Annotated in this window: 19 protein-coding genes; 16 read left to right on the top strand and 3 right to left on the bottom strand. The window is 42.4% G+C overall.

Annotated elements, in window-relative coordinates; all coding sequences use genetic code 11:
* Positions 1 to 117: 117 nt before the first annotated feature.
* The 14 genes from cysG to BO26_RS14925 all read left to right on the top strand — a co-directional run bounded on the left by cysG (position 118) and on the right by BO26_RS14925 (position 12,927).
* Positions 118 to 1,530, top strand: coding sequence for a siroheme synthase CysG (cysG, locus tag BO26_RS14990; protein WP_036772740.1), 1,413 nt, complete (start codon positions 118 to 120; stop codon positions 1,528 to 1,530).
* Between the two features lie 10 nt (positions 1,531 to 1,540).
* Positions 1,541 to 2,449 carry a sulfate adenylyltransferase subunit CysD gene (cysD, locus tag BO26_RS14985; RefSeq protein WP_036772738.1) on the top strand — a complete coding sequence of 303 codons (909 nt, stop codon included), beginning with the start codon at positions 1,541 to 1,543 and terminating at the stop codon, positions 2,447 to 2,449.
* Positions 2,450 to 2,460: 11 nt separating this feature from the next.
* Complete coding sequence (gene cysN / locus BO26_RS14980) at positions 2,461 to 3,903, top strand: sulfate adenylyltransferase subunit CysN (protein WP_036772736.1); 1,443 nt, start codon at positions 2,461 to 2,463, stop codon at positions 3,901 to 3,903.
* Positions 3,904 to 3,922: 19 nt separating this feature from the next.
* Entirely contained in the window at positions 3,923 to 4,549 is a 627-nt protein-coding gene (gene cysC, locus BO26_RS14975) for an adenylyl-sulfate kinase (RefSeq protein WP_167332162.1), read from the top strand.
* A gap of 143 nt (positions 4,550 to 4,692) precedes the next feature.
* Positions 4,693 to 5,013: a cell division protein FtsB gene (gene ftsB, locus BO26_RS14970; protein WP_036772734.1), complete on the top strand. Its 321-nt coding sequence runs from the start codon at positions 4,693 to 4,695 to the stop codon at positions 5,011 to 5,013.
* A 5-nt stretch (positions 5,014 to 5,018) separates the two neighbouring features.
* Positions 5,019 to 5,771: a 2-C-methyl-D-erythritol 4-phosphate cytidylyltransferase gene (gene ispD / locus BO26_RS14965; protein ID WP_036772731.1), complete on the top strand. Its 753-nt coding sequence runs from the start codon at positions 5,019 to 5,021 to the stop codon at positions 5,769 to 5,771.
* Positions 5,768 to 6,241, top strand: coding sequence for a 2-C-methyl-D-erythritol 2,4-cyclodiphosphate synthase (gene ispF, locus BO26_RS14960; RefSeq protein WP_036772730.1), 474 nt, complete (start codon positions 5,768 to 5,770; stop codon positions 6,239 to 6,241). The genes ispD and ispF overlap by 4 nt, the downstream gene beginning before the upstream one ends.
* Before the next feature lie 3 nt (positions 6,242 to 6,244).
* Complete coding sequence (truD, locus tag BO26_RS14955) at positions 6,245 to 7,294, top strand: tRNA pseudouridine(13) synthase TruD (RefSeq protein ID WP_036772727.1); 1,050 nt, start codon at positions 6,245 to 6,247, stop codon at positions 7,292 to 7,294.
* Positions 7,272 to 8,036: a 5'/3'-nucleotidase SurE gene (gene surE / locus BO26_RS14950; RefSeq protein WP_036772724.1), complete on the top strand. Its 765-nt coding sequence runs from the start codon at positions 7,272 to 7,274 to the stop codon at positions 8,034 to 8,036. The genes truD and surE overlap by 23 nt, the downstream gene beginning before the upstream one ends.
* Positions 8,030 to 8,659 carry a protein-L-isoaspartate(D-aspartate) O-methyltransferase gene (locus BO26_RS14945; RefSeq protein ID WP_420848253.1) on the top strand — a complete coding sequence of 210 codons (630 nt, stop codon included), beginning with the start codon at positions 8,030 to 8,032 and terminating at the stop codon, positions 8,657 to 8,659. Before surE ends, BO26_RS14945 begins: the two co-directional genes overlap by 7 nt.
* Before the next feature lie 169 nt (positions 8,660 to 8,828).
* Positions 8,829 to 9,797, top strand: coding sequence for a murein hydrolase activator NlpD (gene nlpD, locus BO26_RS14940; protein WP_036772723.1), 969 nt, complete (start codon positions 8,829 to 8,831; stop codon positions 9,795 to 9,797).
* Positions 9,798 to 9,848: 51 nt separating this feature from the next.
* Positions 9,849 to 10,847 (top strand): RNA polymerase sigma factor RpoS, encoded by a 999-nt coding sequence (gene rpoS / locus BO26_RS14935; protein ID WP_036772721.1) that lies wholly within the window; start codon positions 9,849 to 9,851, stop codon positions 10,845 to 10,847.
* A 1,033-nt stretch (positions 10,848 to 11,880) separates the two neighbouring features.
* Positions 11,881 to 12,588 carry a restriction endonuclease subunit S gene (locus BO26_RS14930; RefSeq protein WP_036772720.1) on the top strand — a complete coding sequence of 236 codons (708 nt, stop codon included), beginning with the start codon at positions 11,881 to 11,883 and terminating at the stop codon, positions 12,586 to 12,588.
* 9 nt (positions 12,589 to 12,597) lie between these two features.
* Positions 12,598 to 12,927, top strand: coding sequence for a zinc ribbon domain-containing protein (locus BO26_RS14925; RefSeq protein ID WP_036772719.1), 330 nt, complete (start codon positions 12,598 to 12,600; stop codon positions 12,925 to 12,927).
* A gap of 77 nt (positions 12,928 to 13,004) precedes the next feature.
* Here the strand turns inward: BO26_RS14925 and miaE are convergent, their stop codons facing one another.
* Positions 13,005 to 13,766 (bottom strand): tRNA isopentenyl-2-thiomethyl-A-37 hydroxylase MiaE, encoded by a 762-nt coding sequence (gene miaE, locus BO26_RS14920; protein ID WP_036772716.1) that lies wholly within the window; start codon positions 13,764 to 13,766, stop codon positions 13,005 to 13,007.
* Positions 13,767 to 13,770: 4 nt separating this feature from the next.
* Complete coding sequence (gene mutS / locus BO26_RS14915) at positions 13,771 to 16,326, bottom strand: DNA mismatch repair protein MutS (protein ID WP_036772714.1); 2,556 nt, start codon at positions 16,324 to 16,326, stop codon at positions 13,771 to 13,773.
* A 1,406-nt stretch (positions 16,327 to 17,732) separates the two neighbouring features.
* On the opposite strand from mutS, the gene BO26_RS23215 reads away from it, so the two are divergent.
* Entirely contained in the window at positions 17,733 to 18,179 is a 447-nt protein-coding gene (locus BO26_RS23215; RefSeq protein ID WP_036772711.1) for a hypothetical protein, read from the top strand.
* Between the two features lie 157 nt (positions 18,180 to 18,336).
* Here BO26_RS23215 and BO26_RS14905 read toward each other — a convergent pair whose 3' ends face one another.
* Positions 18,337 to 19,446: a PLL family lectin gene (locus BO26_RS14905; RefSeq protein ID WP_036772708.1), complete on the bottom strand. Its 1,110-nt coding sequence runs from the start codon at positions 19,444 to 19,446 to the stop codon at positions 18,337 to 18,339.
* A 462-nt stretch (positions 19,447 to 19,908) separates the two neighbouring features.
* On the opposite strand from BO26_RS14905, the gene BO26_RS14900 reads away from it, so the two are divergent.
* Positions 19,909 to 20,161 (top strand): helix-turn-helix domain-containing protein (locus tag BO26_RS14900; RefSeq protein ID WP_036772707.1); only part of this gene is annotated, 253 nt, incomplete at its 3' end.

The following is a 20,161-nucleotide window of genomic DNA, read 5'->3' as shown; positions in this document are numbered from 1 at the left end:
GGAGTGAATCCCCGGGAGCATAGATAACTATGTGACTGGGGTGAGCGAGTGCAGCCAACAAAGAGGCAACTTGAAAGATGACGGGTATAAATATTTCACTGGATATCAAGGGCAATTGTGGATTACTTACCGATATTTGTTGAGCTGAAAGGGCGGCTTGTATTACTTGTCGGTGGTGGAGAGGTGGCCGCACGTAAGGCGACTCTACTACTACGGGCAGGTGCATTATTACAGGTTGTCGCGCCTGAATTGTGCTCTGAATTACAACAGCGTTATCAAGCTGGTGAGTTGGAATGGTATAAGGGAGAGTTCCAACCTGAATATCTTGATGGCATCTTTTTAGTTATTGCTGCGACTGATGATCGTATTCTAAATCATCAAGTTTTTTCTGAAGCTGATAAGCGAGGTATTTTGGTCAATGTCGTTGATGATCAAGCTCATTGTTCATTTATTTTTCCATCAATTATCGACCGTTCTCCGGTTTTGGTGGCGATCTCATCGGCGGGAAAAGCGCCGGTATTAGCGCGTTTAATCCGAGAGAAACTGGAGGCATTACTACCTTCCAGTCTTGGCACGATGGCAAAAATCGCCGGGAAGTGGCGTGAGCGAGTAAAACAGCGATTAGCTTCCATACGTCAGCGTCGTTCTTTTTGGGAACAGGCTTTCAATGGACGTTTTGCGATGTTGGTTGCAAATGGTCAGATCCAGCAGGCGGAAAAACAGCTTGAGCAACAACTGGAACAGCCTGATTCTCAGGGAGAATTGGCTTTAGTTGGGGCAGGTCCTGGTGATCCGGGATTACTGACGTTAAAGGGATTACAAGTTATTCAGCAGGCTGATGTGGTGCTTTATGATCATTTGGTCAGCAGCGAGGTACTGGATCTGGTTCGTCGTGATGCAGATAAAATTTGCGTTGGCAAAAGAGCGGGTAATCACTCTGTTTCTCAGGAGGAAACTAACCTATTGATAGTGAAGTTTGCCAGGCAGGGCAAAAAAGTGGTTCGTCTTAAAGGCGGTGATCCCTTTATCTTTGGCCGTGGTGGGGAAGAATTACAGGTTGCAGCATCAGCAGGCATTCCTTTTCAGGTTGTACCGGGAATTACTGCCGCTATCGGAGCGACTGCGTATGCCGGAATTCCACTAACTCACCGGGAACATTCGCAGAGTGTCACTTTTATTACGGGCCATTGCCGAGAAAATGGTCATGAGTTGGATTGGCAAGCTTTGGCCAAAGGTAATCAGACACTGGTGATTTATATGGGAACGGTAAAAGCCGCCTTGATAAGTCATCAACTTATTTTACATGGGCGAGCAGAAAATACACCGGTGGCCGTCATTGGCTGCGGTACTCGCCCAGAACAGCAAGTATTGACAGGCACTTTGCTCGAATTGGAACAGTTAGCACATCAGGCACCGTCACCAGCCTTACTGGTCGTGGGTGAGGTTGCTCAACTCCACGATCAGATAGCCTGGTTCGGGCAACAACCTATTGCCACGGTAAGCCGTCCGGTAATAGTCGATTTTGCATAAGGGAGTCGTAATGGACGAAAAAAGATTGACACACTTGCAGCAACTTGAAGCTGAAAGTATCCATATTATGCGGGAAGTGGCCGCAGAGTTTGAGAATCCGGTGATGCTTTACTCCATTGGTAAAGATTCTTCAGTCATGCTTCATCTTGCGCGTAAGGCGTTCTATCCGGGAACATTGCCATTTCCTTTGTTGCATGTAGATACAGGCTGGAAATTCCGCGAAATGTACGAGTTCCGTGATTGTACCGCCAAGAGTTATGGTTTTGAACTATTGGTGTATCGCAATCCGCAGGGAGAAGCTATGGGGATAAACCCATTTGTTCATGGCAGTGCCAAACATACTGACATCATGAAAACAGAAGGGTTAAAACAGGCACTGGATAAATATGGTTTTGATGCAGCTTTTGGTGGCGCCCGTCGTGATGAAGAGAAATCGCGCGCCAAAGAGCGTATTTATTCATTCCGTGATCGTTCACATCGCTGGGATCCTAAAAACCAGCGTCCTGAATTGTGGCGTAATTACAATGGCCAGATTAACAAAGGTGAAAGTATTCGTGTGTTCCCGCTTTCTAACTGGACTGAACTGGATATTTGGCAATATATCTATTTGGAGCAAATAGATATCGTTCCTCTCTATTTTGCCAAACCGCGTCCGATATTGGAGCGTGATGGCACATTGATTATGGTTGATGACGACAGGATCGACTTGAAACCTGGTGAAGTTATCAGTCAACGTAAAGTGCGATTCCGTACACTTGGTTGCTGGCCTCTAACAGGCGCGGTGAAATCCGATGCAGAAACACTGCCAGAGATTATTGAAGAGATGCTGATATCTACAACAAGTGAGCGGCAAGGGCGGCTGATTGATAGTGATCAATCAGCTTCTATGGAACTGAAAAAACGTCAGGGTTATTTCTAAGGAGAACAGCCATGTCAGCACTTGCACAAAATGAAGCTATTGCTCATCAAATCAAACAACAGGGTGGTGTGGAGGCTTATCTGCGTTCTCAACAGGATAAGGGATTACTGCGTTTTTTGACCTGTGGCAGCGTGGATGATGGTAAAAGTACGCTGATCGGACGTTTGTTGCATGATACCCGTCAGATTTATGAAGATCAGCTTTCAACCTTGCAGAATGACAGTAAACGGATCGGTACTCAGGGTGAAAAATTAGATCTGGCTTTGCTGGTGGATGGTCTTGCGGCAGAGCGCGAACAAGGGATCACCATTGATGTCGCTTATCGCTATTTCTCAACAGAAAAACGCAAATTTATTATTGCTGATACACCGGGGCATGAGCAATACACCCGTAATATGGCGACTGGCGCATCGACTTGTGATCTCTCTATTCTGTTAATTGATGCCCGTAAAGGTGTTCAGGAGCAGACCCGTCGTCACAGTTTTATCAGTACATTACTGGGAATTCGCCACTTAGTGGTTGCTGTGAATAAAATGGATCTAATGGAATACCGTCAGGAAGTTTTTGATCAGATTAAACAGGATTATATGAACTTCGCCGCTCAATTGCCGATAGATTTGGCAGTTCATTTTGTTCCGATTTCTGCACTGGATGGCGATAATATTGTCACCAGAAGTACCAATATGGCTTGGTATGAAGGACCAGCATTGCTGGATATTCTGGAAACTGCAGATGTGAAGAAAGAAGCATCGAAGCAGTTATTACGTTTCCCGGTACAGTATGTCAGCCGACCTGATCTCGATTTTCGTGGTTACAGTGGCACTCTTTCATCTGGTGTCTTACGTAAAGGGCAGAAAATCAAAGTTATGCCATCTGGTGTAAGCTCTCAAGTGGAGCGGATCGTAACGTTCAATGGCGATTTGGATTTTGCTGTTCCTGGTGAAGCTATCACCGTGGTACTGAAAGATGAAATAGATATTAGCCGAGGAGATCTCCTGATTTCTGCTGATGATGAAATGATTGCAACTCGGCATGCGTTAGTGGATGTGGTGTGGATGTCTGAACAGCCTTTGGTGCAGGGACAGAATCTTGATATCAAAGTGGCGGGTAAAAAGAGTCGCGGAAAAGTTGAGAATATTCAGTATCAAGTAGATATCACTAGCTTGACACAGCGGGTCACTGTTGATTTGCCTTTGAACGCAATTGGATCGGTGGAGTTTTCTTTTGAAGAACCATTAATGCTCGATAGATATCAGCAAAATAGTGATACTGGTGGCATTATTTTTATTGATCGGTTGACTAATGTTACTGTTGGTGTGGGTTTGGTACGAGAAATTCAGACAGATGTTTATGAAGGACCAAAAGAATTCAGTGAATTTGAACTGGAATTGAATAGGTTAATTCGTCGTCATTTCCCGCACTGGGGAGCCAGAGATTTACTGGGAGGTAAATAAGTTGACTGATATTGAAAATTTGGTGCCGGAAAATGTGGTCTGGTATGCACATCAATTGACCAGAGTGCAGCGGGAAGCTGAAAATGGACATCCTGCTCTGGTTGTTTGGTTTACAGGCTTATCTGGTTCTGGAAAGTCCACTGTGGCTGGTGCTTTGGAACAGGCACTGTTTCAACGAGGGATAAAAACTTATCTGCTTGATGGTGATAATTTGCGTCATGGCCTTTGCAGTGATTTGGGATTTTCTGGACAAGACAGGCAGGAAAATATCCGCCGTGTGGGTGAAGTTGCCAATCTGATGGTGGATGCGGGGTTAGTCGTGCTGACTGCTTTTATTTCGCCTCATAAAGCAGAGAGGCAAAAGGTTCGTGAATTGCTGGGGCCGGGGCAATTTATTGAGGTTTTTGTCGATACGCCGTTGGAAATCTGCGAATCCCGTGATCCTAAAGGATTATATAAAAAAGCTCGTGCGGGTGAAATTCGTCATTTTACGGGGATTGATTCGGTCTACGAGGTTCCTGATAACCCGGAAATTTATCTTTCAGGACAACAACCCGTTGAGGCATCGGTGGAACAGTTACTGATGGAACTGGAAAAAATCGCCGAAGGCTTTCGGGAAAAATACCAGGCTGACGGCAATAAGTGAACATTTCATCGTCATTATTAAATCTTCTATGAAGTGCTTATGTAATAACTTCATCCAACTATTTTTTCCCCTATCATGTTTTGTGATAGTAGCGTCATTCTTTGAGTTATGGGATGATTGACGGATATTTCAGGGGGCGGAATATGGGTAAGCTAACGCTGCTATTATTGGTTTTACTCGGATGGTTACAATATTCACTGTGGCTTGGTAAAAACGGTGTTCATGATTATGCGCAGGTTAAGAATGATGTTGTTGTGCAAGAACTCAAGAACAGCAAACTTAAAATGCGCAATGGGCAGCTATCGGCGGAAATTAATGATCTCTATGATGGGCAGGAAGCCATTGAAGAACGAGCGCGTAGTGTACTGGGTATGGTAAAACCTGGTGAAACCTTCTATCGTTTAGTCGCTGATAAATCCAAAGAAAATACTTCACACCCCTCGACACCGAATAATACTCAATAATCAAAATGAACAATCTATTACTTCATTCCTGTGCTGATATTATTGCTTTGATACCGGCTGCGGGTATTGGTAGCCGAATGAATTCGGATTGCCCAAAGCAATATCTGTCTATTGCTGGAAAAACTGTTATTGAACATACCTTAGCTGCATTGCTTGATCATCCCCGTATTCAGCGTGTTGTAGTTGTTTTAAATCCTGCTGACACTCAGTTTCAATTCCTTGAAGTTGCTTCAGATTCACGTATTACTACAGTAACCGGTGGTGAACAGCGAGCAGATTCTGTATTGGCTGGTTTAAATTATCTGGCTCATTTGGTCGAAAATAATCATTGCTGGGTTTTGGTACATGATGCAGCTCGTCCTTGTTTACACCGTGATGATCTTGAACGTTTACTACAACTGGCAGAATCAGGTGAGCAGGGAAATATGATATGTGGTGGCATTTTGGCATCTCCGGTCCGCGATACGATGAAACGTGGACGGACTGGTCAGGAAATTATTGACCATACGGTAGAGCGTCAAGATCTCTGGCATGCACTGACACCGCAGCTTTTTCCGTTGATGTTACTAAGGGATTGTTTGTCAAAAGCGCTTTCACAACATGTCAACATCACCGATGAAGCTTCTGCATTGGAATATTGTGGCTATCAACCAGTATTGGTTAACGGGCGTTCGGACAATATAAAAGTCACGCGTCCTGAGGATTTGGCATTGGCAGAATTTTATCTGTCTGGAAAATGTAAGGAACAGGCATCATGAGAATCGGACATGGTTTCGATGTGCATAAATTTGGTGGTGAAGGGCCGATTATTATCGGTGGTGTACACATCCCTTATGAGCAAGGACTACTGGCGCACTCGGATGGTGATGTTGCGCTCCATGCAGCAACAGATGCTTTGTTAGGTGCTGCGGCGTTGGGCGATATTGGAAAATTATTTCCAGATACTGATCCCGCGCTTAAGGGGGTGGATAGTCGTAAATTATTGCGTGAAGCCTACCGCCGTATCAGAGAAAAAGGTTACCAGATTGGTAATCTGGATATCACAATTATTGCGCAAGCACCAAAAATGTTGCCACATGTTCCGCAAATGAGAGTCAATCTGGCTGAAGATCTGCAATGCCACATTGATGATATCAATGTAAAAGCCACAACCACCGAAAAATTGGGATTTGTTGGGCGTAAAGAAGGTATTGCTTGCGAAGCGGTTGCTTTGCTGGTTAAGGAATAATTGATGGTATTAGCTGAATTAAACTGGCTGTATGGACAACCGGAAGCAACCGGAATATTAAAAGCTTCGCCGGAAGATTTTATTGTCTGCGAAGATTTGGGGTTTTCTCCTGACGGGGAAGGAGAGCATTTGATGGTGCATATCCGTAAAACGGGTTGCAACACTCAATTTGTTGCAAATAGCCTCGCCCGTTTTGCTGGAGTACCCTCTAAATCGGTTAGCTATGCAGGTTTAAAAGACCGTCATGCAGTGACAGAACAATGGTTCTGCTTACACCTACCAGGTAAACAAGACCCTGATTTTACATCGTTTCAGCTTGAAGGATGTGAAGTTCTGGCGACAGATCGTCAGAAACGTAAACTCCGCATTGGGGCACTAAAAGGAAATGCATTCACGCTGATTTTACGGGAAATCAGTCATTACCAGTTTGTTGAAGATAGGTTACTACGGATTCAGCAAAGCGGAGTACCTAATTATTTTGGTGAACAGCGTTTTGGGCGAGATGGACAAAATCTGGTTCAGGCACAGCGTTGGGCAAATAATGAAATTCGAGTAAGAGAGAGAAATAAACGTAGTTTTTATCTTTCAGCCAGCCGTAGTGTTATGTTTAATACGGTGGCCAGTGCGCGGATTGCTCAAGGGCAGCAACAGCAAGTGATTAATGGTGATGTTTTACAATTGACAGGACGTGGCAGTTGGTTTGTGGCTAACGAGGCTGAGTTGTCCGCATTGCAACAGCGGGTTATTGACGGTGAACTACAGATAACGGCTCCGTTGCCTGGTGATGGTGAATTAGGAACACAGCATCAGTCTGCGGATTTTGAACGGCAGTATTTACAGCCCTATGAGTCATTGTGGGAGCTTATTAAGTGTGAAAGAGTGGATTGTTCCCGCAGAGCCATACTGGTGCAGCCTCAGAACCTGAGTTGGGAATGGTTGGATAATGCTACCGTAAAAATCAGTTTCTGGTTACCTGTTGGTAGTTTTGCTACCAGTGTGGTCAGGGAAATTATCAATCAGGATCAAAATAATGTTACGAATATTATTGAGTAATGATGACGGTGTCACTGCACCAGGAATTCAGATTTTAGCGTCAGCATTGCGGGAAAGTTATTATGTGCAAGTTGTTGCTCCCGATCGTAACCGGAGTGGTGCATCTAATGCATTGACACTTGATCGTTCGTTAAGAATTAATACGCTGGAGAATGGCGATATATCGGTATTGGATGGTACACCGACAGATTGTGTTTATCTCGGTGTTAATCGCTTGGTTCTTCCTCGTCCGGAAATCGTCATTGCTGGTATTAACCGAGGCCCTAACCTTGGGGATGATGTGATTTATTCCGGTACGGTCGCTGCTGCGATGGAAGGCCGTCATTTGGGATTACCTGCATTAGCTATTTCGCTTGATGGCGAACGACATTACGAAACAGCAGCAGAAATCACATGTCGTTTGCTGCAAATGCTACAAACAACATTTTTGAAGGCGGGTAATATTCTGAATGTGAATGTTCCTGACCTGCCACTTGAGCAAATTAAAGGTTTTCGAGTTACACGTTGTGGCAGTCGTCATGCCGCGGAAGAAGTCTATTCCATGCAAGATCCAAAAGGAAACACGCTTTACTGGCTGGGACCACCAGGAAATAAACGAGATGCCGGTCCGGAAACAGATTTTGCGGCTGTAGAGCAGGGGTATGTATCTATTACGCCATTGCAGGTAGATCTGACTGCGTATAAAGCGCAGGAGTTAGTGAAAGATTGGTTAGCTAAAGCTGAGGTTGATGGAGAATGCTGAGTAGTCGGGCAATGCAAAATTTGCTGACACAATTGCGCCAGCAGGGAGTAAAAGATGAGCGTTTACTGGCAGCGATTTCTGCTGTCCCCAGAGAGCGTTTTGTCGATGAAGCGCTAGCTCATAAAGCTTATGAAAACACCGCCTTACCGATAGGTTATGGGCAAACGATTTCTCAGCCTTATATTGTTGCTCGCATGACTGAACTGCTTCAATTAACTCCGGATGCTAAGGTGTTGGAAATTGGTACCGGCTCTGGCTATCAGACGGCAATATTAGCTCGTTTGGTTAAACATGTTTTCTCAGTAGAACGGATAAAAGGTTTACAGTGGCAGGCTAAACGCAGATTGAAGCAACTTGATTTACATAATGTATCAACCCGCCATGGAGATGGTTGGCAAGGGTGGCCATCGCGTGGATTGTTTGATGCTATCATTGTGACCGCAGCTCCTCCGCATATCCCACAGGAACTTATGTCCCAGCTTTCTGATGGTGGTGTTATGGTTTTGCCCGTTGGTGAGCATACACAGCTTCTTAAATCAGTGAAACGTCATGGCAATGGTTTTCACAGCGAAGTGATCGAAGCTGTACGTTTTGTTCCCCTTGTGCAAGGGGAATTAGCTTAATTTCGTAGCCTATTGCAACTATTTTTCAATTAATGGTTATATTGGCTTTAATAAGCAAAATATTTTCGTTTTGAGATTTTTGTGATTATGTATGATCTTTGAGAATTATTGATTTTTACGCTTATATTTGCCGTTATGGGGGTAAAGAAGTATGAATTCAGGAAGCCCAATGAAAAAAATACAACGGATTGTAACTTGTTCATTGATAGGCGTCTGGTTAGTTGGCTGTGCAAATACGTCAACTCGTCCAGCACCTATCACCAGTGTTGATCAGGAACAAAGTCGGAGTATCAGTCGTCCGGTAATATCTTCTGGCAGCTCTGCTATATCTACACCAATGGCATCTTCACCTTCATCAATTCGTGTTACTGGTGGTGGTTCACAGGGGGGAATAGTTTATAACCGTGATTATGACAGTATTCCTAAAGGTAGCTATAACGGCGATACTTACACTGTAAAACATGGTGATACTCTGTTTTATATCGCATGGATCACTGGCAATGATTTTCGTGATCTTGCGAGCAAAAATAATATTTCAGCACCTTATAGTCTAACAGTGGGGCAGACTTTGAGAATGGGTAGTCGTGGGATGTTAACCACTTATAACCATAATCAAATTCAAACAACCCTGGTTGATTCTCAATCAACTAATGCGTATCCTGCAAATTCCGGCAAACAAAAGAGTGTAAAAATGTTGCCACAGGCAACGACCTCAACAATAAACAATACGTATGTAAAATCACCGACGACAACCGTAAACAGTGTTGTTAGTCATTGGATGTGGCCTGCTGAAGGTAAAGTGATTGAGAATTTCTCTGATACCCAAGGGGGTAACAAAGGGATTGATATTGCAGGTAGTAGTGGTCAGTCAGTATTTGCGACATCAGGTGGTCGGGTGGTATACGCCGGAAATGCCTTACGTGGATATGGAAATCTGATAATTATAAAACATAACGATGACTACCTGAGTGCCTATGCTCATAACGATACAATGCTGGTTCGTGAGCAACAGGATATTAAAGCAGGGCAGAAAATTGCCACTATGGGTAGCACCGGTACTAGCTCTGTAAGATTACACTTTGAAATTCGTTACAAGGGAAAATCCGTAAACCCGCTGCGTTATCTTCCGCAGCGATAAACTGGGCAGAATGCTGAATTCTGCCTGCATTATCTCGGGTAGGGGCAGCTTATGAGCCAAAATACGCTGAAAGTTAGTGATTTGTATGATGATGCGGATTTAGATGAAAGCGGTATTGAAGCTGACGACTTCGATGAGAAATTATTGAAGAATGGTGAGGATGACCTAACTGATCTTGAGAATGACTTAGATGTATTGCAGGGTATGAACCAGCGAGTTCTTGATGCAACACAGCTTTATCTCGGAGAGATTGGTTTTTCTCCTCTGTTGACGGCAGAAGAAGAGGTTTTTTTTGCAAGGCGGGCATTATGTGGTGATGTATTGGCCCGCCGGAGAATGATTGAAAGTAACTTGCGATTGGTTGTTAAAATCTCCCGTCGTTACAGTAATAGAGGCTTAGCTCTTCTTGATTTGATCGAAGAAGGTAATCTTGGTCTTATCCGCGCTGTTGAGAAATTTGACCCAGAACGTGGGTTTAGGTTTTCTACCTATGCAACATGGTGGATTCGGCAGACTATTGAACGGGCTATTATGAATCAAACCCGTACCATCCGGTTGCCTATCCATATTGTTAAAGAGCTTAATGTCTATTTGCGTACTGCAAGAGAACTTGCCCACAAATTAGATCATGAGCCAAGTCCAGAAGAGATAGCAGAACAACTGGATAAACCGGTTGATGATGTTAGCCGCATGTTGCGATTGAATGAACGTATCATTTCGGTTGATACACCTATTAGCAGCGATTCTGATAAAGCGTTATTGGATGTTTTATCAGATGAGAATGAAACAGGTCCGGAGGGAACAACACAGGAAGACGATATGAAAAAGAGTATCGTCAAATGGTTGTTTGAATTGAATTCGAAACAACGTGAAGTATTAGCGCGTCGTTTTGGTCTCCTGGGCTATGAAGCGGAAACTTTGGAAGATGTGGGCAAAGAGATCGGTTTGACAAGGGAAAGAGTGCGTCAGATTCAGGTCGAAGGTTTGCGACGTTTGAAAGATATTATGCAAACTCAAGGTTTGAATATTGAAGCGTTATTCCGTACTTAGTTGTTGAATAGTTTGGCTACTTGGGTTCTGAAGAATTGTTGTCCGTGTTTTTGCAATTGTTGATGCTTGGTATTATCAGGTTCTTCAGTACCCGGTGGTTAATTATCTCTAATCTAGAGCGGTCTACACGGGTTATAATTATCAGCGAGTTTCTTATCATTCTATTAGTAATCACCAAAGATTTTATCTGTACTTACAGAATCGATCGGCCTCCCCATATCGCAGCGTCTACAAAACAATTTAAATGATATTAGTAACGAGTTTATGTAAGAGAATTGTGAGTTTATTGTCATAGATGTTGTGTTTTCTATTACCATGAAATCGGTTATCTTTCTGTTTCGGTCAATCGTTTATAGGCTATAGTGCATTTTCGTTGGCGAGAAAGATGCCAGCTATAGCAACTGACTATCCTTATGGGAAACTTTACTTATAATCGATTCTTTATGCATTAATAAATTTAATGACAAATATATTTTTGCTGATAATATAGGGCCGGTTTTATGAGTGAAAGCAGAAATAAGCTATTGACTGATAGAATAGGGGTCAGATTCGCTGTGTAATATTGTTAATGGTGGAAAAAACAGAGCGATAACAATTATCCCTTGGTTTTGTGGGTAAATGAATATCAGCGAAATAAACAAAATCTATAGAGGATATTAGCACTGGAATGTGCGATACAGCCATTTTTCATAAGGTAGTGGGTTATTGAATAATCAAATACTCAGTTTTTTCAGCAGCTTATTATGCTATAAACCGTATTCTACGGATTTTTTCGATTTGGCTTTTATTGGAGAAGAGAGTATTGCTTAAGTATTATTCATATCTCTTCTATTGTGAAAGATATGAATTCTCTTAGCGAAAAAACAGCATCCAATACGGTATAGTTTTGAGCGTGCAAAAACCTATAATCTGACATTCCTTTATTGACTTGCGTTTATAAAGATAAGGTGCCAAGTGTATTTAGCAGTATTAATAAATAAGTAAATTAAGGAATGAAACGATTACATGTTGATGGTATTGGATTGGAGGTTTAGTGAGTAGCGAGAGTCTTTTTAAGAAATGTAAAGCCTGCGGAAAAGACGTTAGTAAAACAGCTAATTCTTGTCCGGGATGTGGTGTAAAGATAAAAAAAGCAAATTTTATTAAAATTTTTGTTTTATGCATTGCCATCTTGATATTGATTAAGATAATCGCGAGTTGGAGTGAGGATGATGGAAAGCTTCAATCAGATACTGCTTCTGATACTAAAACTGTGGTAAAAAAACATGAAGCCACTATACCATCCGATCAGGCTAAATTTGTCCAGATAGTATCATCTTTCGTGGATAAATATTCTAGTGCAAAAAACGAACTCCAAAAATCATCATTAAGGGAACAGCGGAGAGTTGCACTTGCTGATGCATTTACTCAAAATTCTATTAATTCTTGGATTGGTACGATAACTGAGTTGAAAACGAACAATGACGGGAAAGCTATTTTGTCGGTAAAAGTGTCGCCAAATATTGAGTTGGCAACATGGAATAATGAATTTTCTGATATTCGTTCGGATACGTTAATTGAAAAAGACTCTACTGTTTACGATGAACTCTTTTCTTTATCTGTTGGACAGAAAGTCGAATTTTCCGGGTATTTATTTTCGTCATCGATTGATTTTTTCGAAGAAAAGAGTCTGACTACTGATGGATCTATGAAGAATCCAGAATTTTTATTTAAATTTTTCTCGGTGAAAACTGTTAACTAAGGATAAAAAATGGCATTAATAAATTGCCCTGAATGTTCAAATAGTGTTAGTGACACTTCGATTAAATGCCCGACTTGCGGTGTTCAATTGAGAAAACCTAAACGGAGCTTTTTTGGCAAGATCATTAAATGGGTATTTATCGCGTTTAATGTGCTTATGGCCTATTGGCTCATTGGTGGCATGAATGCAGCTACTGAAAATATGGATCAATTATCTAATGCGGAACAGATTGGTGCTGCTATTGGCACAGGACTTGGTGCTGCAATGATTTTGGGGATTTGGCTTGTTGGCGATATTATTTTAGGGATATTTGTGCTCCTTACCCGTCCAAAAGCTTAATTTGGGTTTAACAACAGATTAAATTAAAAAAGGTGAGTATTGGCTCACCTTTTTTAATCAATGTGACATTGCTATATTCAAACTACAGGAATGCCACTGTGAAATTTAAAATCGCTATCTGGATTTTGAATCAACTCAGCTTCAACGCGACCAAAATAGTTCACACGCTCGGTAATATCTTCATTAGCAATAGATTGCGCCAGTGAAAGATAGTCTTGGTAATGACGTGCTTCAGAGCGAAGCAGCGAGATATAAAATTTACTCAGATCTTCATCCAGATGTGGTGCTAGTTTTGCAAAGCGCTCACAAGAACGTGCTTCAATATAAGCTCCGATAATCAGTTTATCTACCAGTGTATAAGGTTCATGATTAATAATGTGACTAAGCATGCCTTTAGCATAACGGCTGGCGCTGATGCTTTCATAGCTGATATCACGTGTATCCATGATCTCTAGTACCTGATAGAAGTGATGTAATTCTTCTTTGATCAGCAATACCATTTTATCAATCAGATTCTGACTATATGGTGAATTAGCTTTGGCGGTGATTTGCTTGGTAGCCTGATTTTGACCTCTTAATGAATTGAGATCGCCAATTTTTTTATAGGCAAAATCTTCATAAGGCTTAAACCATGCCAGAAGTGTATCCGCACTTTGCTTATCTAGAGCATACTTGCGGATTAAATACATAGCGCTCTGCGCTGCTTTTAGTTCGCATAACAGATGATCCCGTAGAAGCACAGGTAAATTTTCAGGCTGTTTTGCTTTATTTACCCACAAATCCGGGGTTTCACATTGCAAAAAACGGTATATTGGTTGTAAAAGGCTTTTGTCAAACACGTTCTTACACCATATCTTTTAGTCGATAGATCCATTCTAATGCTTGACGCGGCGTCAGTGAGTCTGGATTGAGATTTTCTAATGCTTCGACTGCCGGTGATATCTCTTCTGTTAGCAACGTAAGCTGTGGTGTATCGACATGGCTTGCGGTTGCATGGTTGGATAGAGATTCTAGCTCTTTGAGTTTCTGACGTGCCCGTTTAATGACTTCGCGGGGAACTCCTGCGAGAGATGCGACCGCCAACCCATAACTCTTACTTGCCGCACCATCCTGTACGCTGTGCATAAATGCGATAGTATCTCCATGCTCTACCGCATCCAAATGAATATTAACCACTCCTTCAAGTTTTTCCGGTAACGTGGTCAGTTCAAAATAGTGTGTGGCAAATAAGGTCATTGCTTTAATGCGGTTCGCTAAATTTTCTGCACATGCCCATGCCAGAGAAAGACCGTCGTAGGTCGATGTGCCTCTGCCAATTTCATCCATCAACACCAGGCTTTGCTCTGTTGCATTGTGCAGAATATTTGCGGTTTCTGTCATTTCTACCATAAAGGTTGAGCGGCCAGATGCCAGATCATCGGAAGCCCCCACTCGGGTAAATATGCGATCAACCGGGCCGATGACGGCTTTCTCAGCAGGTACAAAGCTACCAATATAGGCCAGAAGTGTAATTAGTGCTGCCTGGCGCATATAGGTACTTTTTCCACCCATGTTTGGACCGGTAATAATCAGCAGACGCCGCTGTGAAGATAAAGAGAGCGGGTTTGAGATAAAGGGTTCACTCAGAACTTGCTCAACAACTGGATGACGTCCACCGGTGATTTGAATTCCCGGTTTATCACTCAAGGTTGGACAAACATAATTCAGGGTCTCAGCGCGTTCTGCCAGATTTGCTAATACGTCAAGTTTAGCCAGTGCTTCGGCGCTGGCTTGTAATTTAGCCAAATGAGGCAATAGCAGATCGAATAATTCTTCGTAAAGCGCTTTCTCTATTGCCAGAGATTTCCCTTTAGAGGTCAGCACCTTATCTTCATATTCTTTTAGCTCAGGGATGATATAACGCTCGGCGTTTTTCAGTGTCTGGCGGCGGACATAATGAATTGGCACTAGATGGCTCTGTCCCCGACTGACTTGGATATAGTAGCCATGAACACCATTGAAGCCGACTTTCAGAGTGTCAATACCCAGTTTTTCTCGTTCGCGGATTTCCAGTTGTTCCAGATAGTTACTGGCACCATCAGCCAGTGTGCGCCATTCATCTAGTTCGCTGTTATAGCCCGGTGCGATTACACCACCATCCCGAACCAATACCGGAGGTGTTTCTACAATCGCTTTTTCAAGTAATTCCTGTAATTCATCAAACCTGCCGATATTTTTCTGCAATTGCTTGATATAAGGGGAATCTGAGGAGCCCATAATTTGATGGATATCCGGTAATTGCTGGAATGCATGGCGCATTTTTGCCAGATCCCGTGGTCGGGCTGAACGTAGAGCCAGGCGCGCCAATACACGTTCTAGATCACCTACCTGTAGCAAGAATGGCTGTAACTCCAACCCAATTTCCTGCAAGTTAGCAATAGCTTGTTGACGATTTTCTAATATCTGGCGGTCCCGAACTGGAGCATGTAACCAGCGTTTCAACATTCGACTACCCATTGGGGTAACACACAGATCAAGAACGGAAGCGAGAGTATTATCTGTACTACCAGACAAGTTTTGTGTCAGTTCCAGATTTCGCCGGGTTGCCGCATCCATAATAACCGTATCTTGCTGACGTTCTATCGTAATGCCACGGATATGTGGCAGCGCCGTGCGTTGAGTATCTTTGACGTATTGCAGCAAGCAACCAGCGGCACGCAGAGCGAGTGCGGCTTTTTCCACACCAAAACCGACGAGATCACGGGTACCAAATTGCAGGTTCAATTGCTGTTTTGCGGTATCCAGTTCAAATTCCCATAAAGGGCGACGGCGCAGGCCATGAAAATTTTCAATTAGAGCCATATGCTCAAAACTTTCAGGATAGAGCAATTCAACAGGGCGGCTACGTTGCAATTCAGCGGCTATCGTTTCCAGCTCTGCCATTTCGGATATCTGGAAGCGACCGGAAGTTACATCCAGCGTGGCGTAACCAAATCCCTGATTATCGTGCCAGATAGCTGCGAGCAGGTTATCTTGCCGTTCTTGCAATAAAGCTTCATCTGTCACTGTTCCAGGAGTAACAATGCGAACGACTTTACGTTCAACAGGACCTTTGCTGGTGGCAGGATCACCAATTTGTTCACAGATAGCGACTGACTCACCCAATTGAACCAGTTTAGCCAGATAGTTTTCTACTGCATGATGCGGCACACCTGCCATTGGAATAGGGTTACCGGCTGATTGTCCTCGTTTGGTCAGCGAGATATCCAATAGTTTTGCAGCTTTTTTGGCATCGTCATAAAAGAGCTCATAAAAATCTCCCATTCTGTAGAACAACAGGATATCGGGATGCTGTGCTTTAAGACGGAGATACTGCTGCATCATGGGCGTGTGGGTGTCGAAAGTTTCTGTATTAATCATGCAGTGGTCTTAGTTAAGTTTGTGAATCAATTCTTTCGTTATGGTATCGCACCAAGCTTTAAACTTACACAAGTAAAATCTGGAAGCAATTCGCAAAGTAAGTTGCAATTTTGGTCAGGTTAATTTGGCTCCGTGTGGAAGATAAAGCTGAGTTTCCGAAGTGGTTTAAAGAATCTCACAATGCTAATTGGTTTTTGCTTTCTAATACTACAGCCGTTAATTGCTTTGTTGGCAAAGAACTTCCTCGGTGACTAGTGAGATTGTTGAGCTCGTTATTGATGTCACCGCCAGTATGACCAATCTGACCAATCTAAAATCTGAGCAAATGTCTTATTAGTTTTTGCCAGCAGCCTGAGCCTTTGTGTACTAAGAGCTTTTTTATGGAAATTCTTTGTTGAAATTATGGAATGCTAGAATGGCAGAAGCCTAGCAATTTAGCTAGGCTTCGCAGGTCCCTCAAAGGGGATAAATATTTTGGGCCTCTATGGACAACGGCTATATTGTGAGCGATCTCACTGGAGAAATCAAGTGTCATGATTTTGATAACAATTGACTTGCATTTATGGATTTAATTATTGCCAATTGAATTTTAGTGACGATTTCTTTGGGTAAAATTTGATTTAAATAACCTCTATACCCAATAGATTTCAAGACACATCGCGACGGCCAGGGAGCAAATCCCCGGGAGTATAGATAACTCTGTGACTGGGGTGAGTGCAGCCAGCAAAGAGCAACTTGGAAGATAACAGGTATAAATATAGTTCAAAATGAGAGGGTTTCAAGTTATTGAATGAGATTGTTGTATATTTTTTCAATTTATTTACCATTTAAGATAAATGCAATTACATTGAATTTTTCAATTTTCTTTACAATCGGTTAGCTTAATTGAAAATATATTTTATTGTTATCTAATGCTGAAATAAGTCACCATGATTATACTGGGGGATAACAGTCTGTCATCTGCAAACACATGGCTGAAATATAATGGATTTGGCGGTTTTTTATGAAACTAGAAATTGGTGTTCTTTTAGGAAGTAGGTCACAGTTCTAAATGCTGTAGAGTATAATAGTCGGGTGGAGTTATCATCTTAGGGTATTATGTAGAGTATGAGGATGCTGGTTATAATAATGAGTTGTAATGCTATAATCATCGCAAAAATAATTTCATAATTTAGTGGGAAGATGTAAGGTTTTAGCTATACTTAATCTATGCTATAACACGATAGAGAAGAATTATGGTGTTTTTTGCAATAAAAATAACATTTAATAAAAATTATTTTTAAATTCAAGGGCGTGCTAAAATCTTGGTTTGTTAAACTACCGGTCTTTTAATATAAAGAGAGCTATTTTTCCAAATTTCATGATGAATTTTATTTAATTTTTTGATAATAATTAGGTGAATGGAAATGAAAGATAAAATAGATAATATTGAAGATAAAATAGGTGGTTCATTAAAAAAAACGGTTATTGGTTCCATTTATAGTGTCCTGTCTTATGTAATACGGGTGAATTTTGAGGGGAAGCATATACTATCTATCGAACCAGGTTATAGATGGCGTGGAGAGCTATTAATTCCAGTGGCTGGCCCTAATAGTCATAGCGATCAGGTACTTAAATTTATTATTTTGTCTCCAAGGCCGCAGTGTGTTTGGCTATTCCAAGATGAAATTAGTAACGTTGTTAAATATTTTATTGGTGATGTTTTTAATTACAATGGAGCAATAACTGTTAGGGGGAATTCTCTTGGTGGGGGAAATAAGGCTTTGGTATTTTATAGTGCCATGAAATCGATCAATATTACTCTATACGCAGATGCATCACGACGGCAAGGGAGCGAATCCCCAGGAGCATAGATAACTATGTGACTGGGGTAAGTGAAAGCAGCCAACAAAGCAGCAATTTGAAAGATGAAGGGTATATCACTGGCCCGATATAGCACAATGAATATTTTCCTTAGGATATCGGGCCAGAAGGTTACGCTCGCCTTGGGCGAAACTGATTCCTTTTAGATTATTTAATTGCGGAAGCGTCGATTAAAGAGCCACCTAAGGATACCCAGGGGGACCATGATGATGCGGTTTGCCAGGTGAGCCAGAGCGCATTATCGGTACCACGCACAAAGACTTCAAGCCGGCCATCGGAGTCCTTCACTGCTGCTGGCGCGCTGGTGAGCACACCATTCAACGAGGCCCAGTTAGACCATGGACCGGAATGGGCAACTGTTTGCCAGATGTGCCAAAGTGCATTATCGGCGCCGCGGGCAAAGGCTTCTAGCCGGTTATCACAATTCTTCGCTACAGCAGGGGCGCTGGTGATTACACCATTTAAAGATTGCCAGCCTGACCATGGACCGGAATGGGGAATAGTTTGCCAGGTGTGCCAGAGTGCATTATCGGCTCCACGCGCAAAGACTTCAAGCCGACCATCAGCGGTACCAATGACCACAGGGTCGCTGGTAATTACACCATTGAGTGATTCCCAACTTGACCACAGGTTGGAATCAGGGGCGGTTTGCCAGATGTGCCAGAGTGCGTTATCGGTACCGCGAGCGAAGACCTCAAGCCGACCGTCGGAGTTGATGTGGACAGCCGGGTTGCTGCTGATCGCGCCATTCAACGATGCCCAGTTTGACCATGGACCGGAATGGGCGGTAGTTTGTGAGATATGCCAGAGTGCGTTATCGGCGCCGCGAGCAAAAACTTCAAGGCGGCCATCAGTGTTGGCATATACCGCAGGGTTACTGGTAATCACTCCACCTAAAGATTGCCAGCCTGACCAACCGGCATTGGGAGTGAGCTGCCAATTATGCCATAACGCATTATCGGCGCCACGCGCGAAAACTTCCAATCGACCGTCTGTATTGACATAAACAACAGGTTTGCTGGTCACATATCCGTTAAGTGAGCTCCAGCCGGACCAGGGAGAGCCTGTATGTGGTGCTATTTGCCTGTTGTGCCACACTGCATTGTCAGTACCTACACCGAAAACCTCAAGCCGTCCGTCAGAGGCGTTTACCACGGAAACAATTTCAGACAACGCGATTGTAGAACTCGTGATTTCTACCTCGTCTTTAACATATGATGCGGAATTATCTGGATTTGATGCATTAATAGGTTGCATATATATTCTCTTTATAAATAATTTCGGGGGTTAACTAAATAGTCATTTAATAAGTGAAATATTTAATTCTTTGAATTAATATTCTCACCTTCATACTTTATTTTTTAAAGAAATAATTAATATTCTGTTTTAGGCTTGTTTATGTTCCGTAAAGGTGTCAGATGACAGAGATGCTACAGTATAAAATCCCGTGTGTTTATATATATTTTTCGCATGTTGCCATTTAAAAATAAAAAGTTATAAATGAATGGTTTTCTTGTTTTAAAGTTTCCTTCTTATTATATTAATAAATTACTCTTATCATGATTATTTAAATTTTATTAAAAGCATTTAATAAATTTTACGAAATCGCAGGGTTTGCAGACCGGAGATTAAAAAACATAGATTTTAATTCATTCGGTATATACCCGTAATCATTGAAGATGCTTGATTTTATCCGAAATGGAGATCATTATCCTCGCTATGAAAATATTTATTACATCAGAACAAAAAATCAAACTTGAACGTCTTCACGACACCACTCGCGATGGTCAAGTACGAGACAGAATAAAAGCCATCCTTCTGGCTTCTGAAGGGTGGAGTTCTGTGATGATCGCCCAGGCATTGCGACTCCATCAGACCACCGTTGACCGCCATATCAGTGATTACCTCAATCAAGGTAAACTGAAATCGGATAATGGGGGGTCTGACAGTTTGCTTTCCCGAGAACAAACTG

Origin of the sequence: Photorhabdus australis DSM 17609 (genome assembly GCF_000711895.1) — a bacterium.
GTDB lineage: Bacteria > Pseudomonadota > Gammaproteobacteria > Enterobacterales > Enterobacteriaceae > Photorhabdus > Photorhabdus australis.
This window is presented reverse-complemented; position numbering and strand designations above follow the sequence as displayed.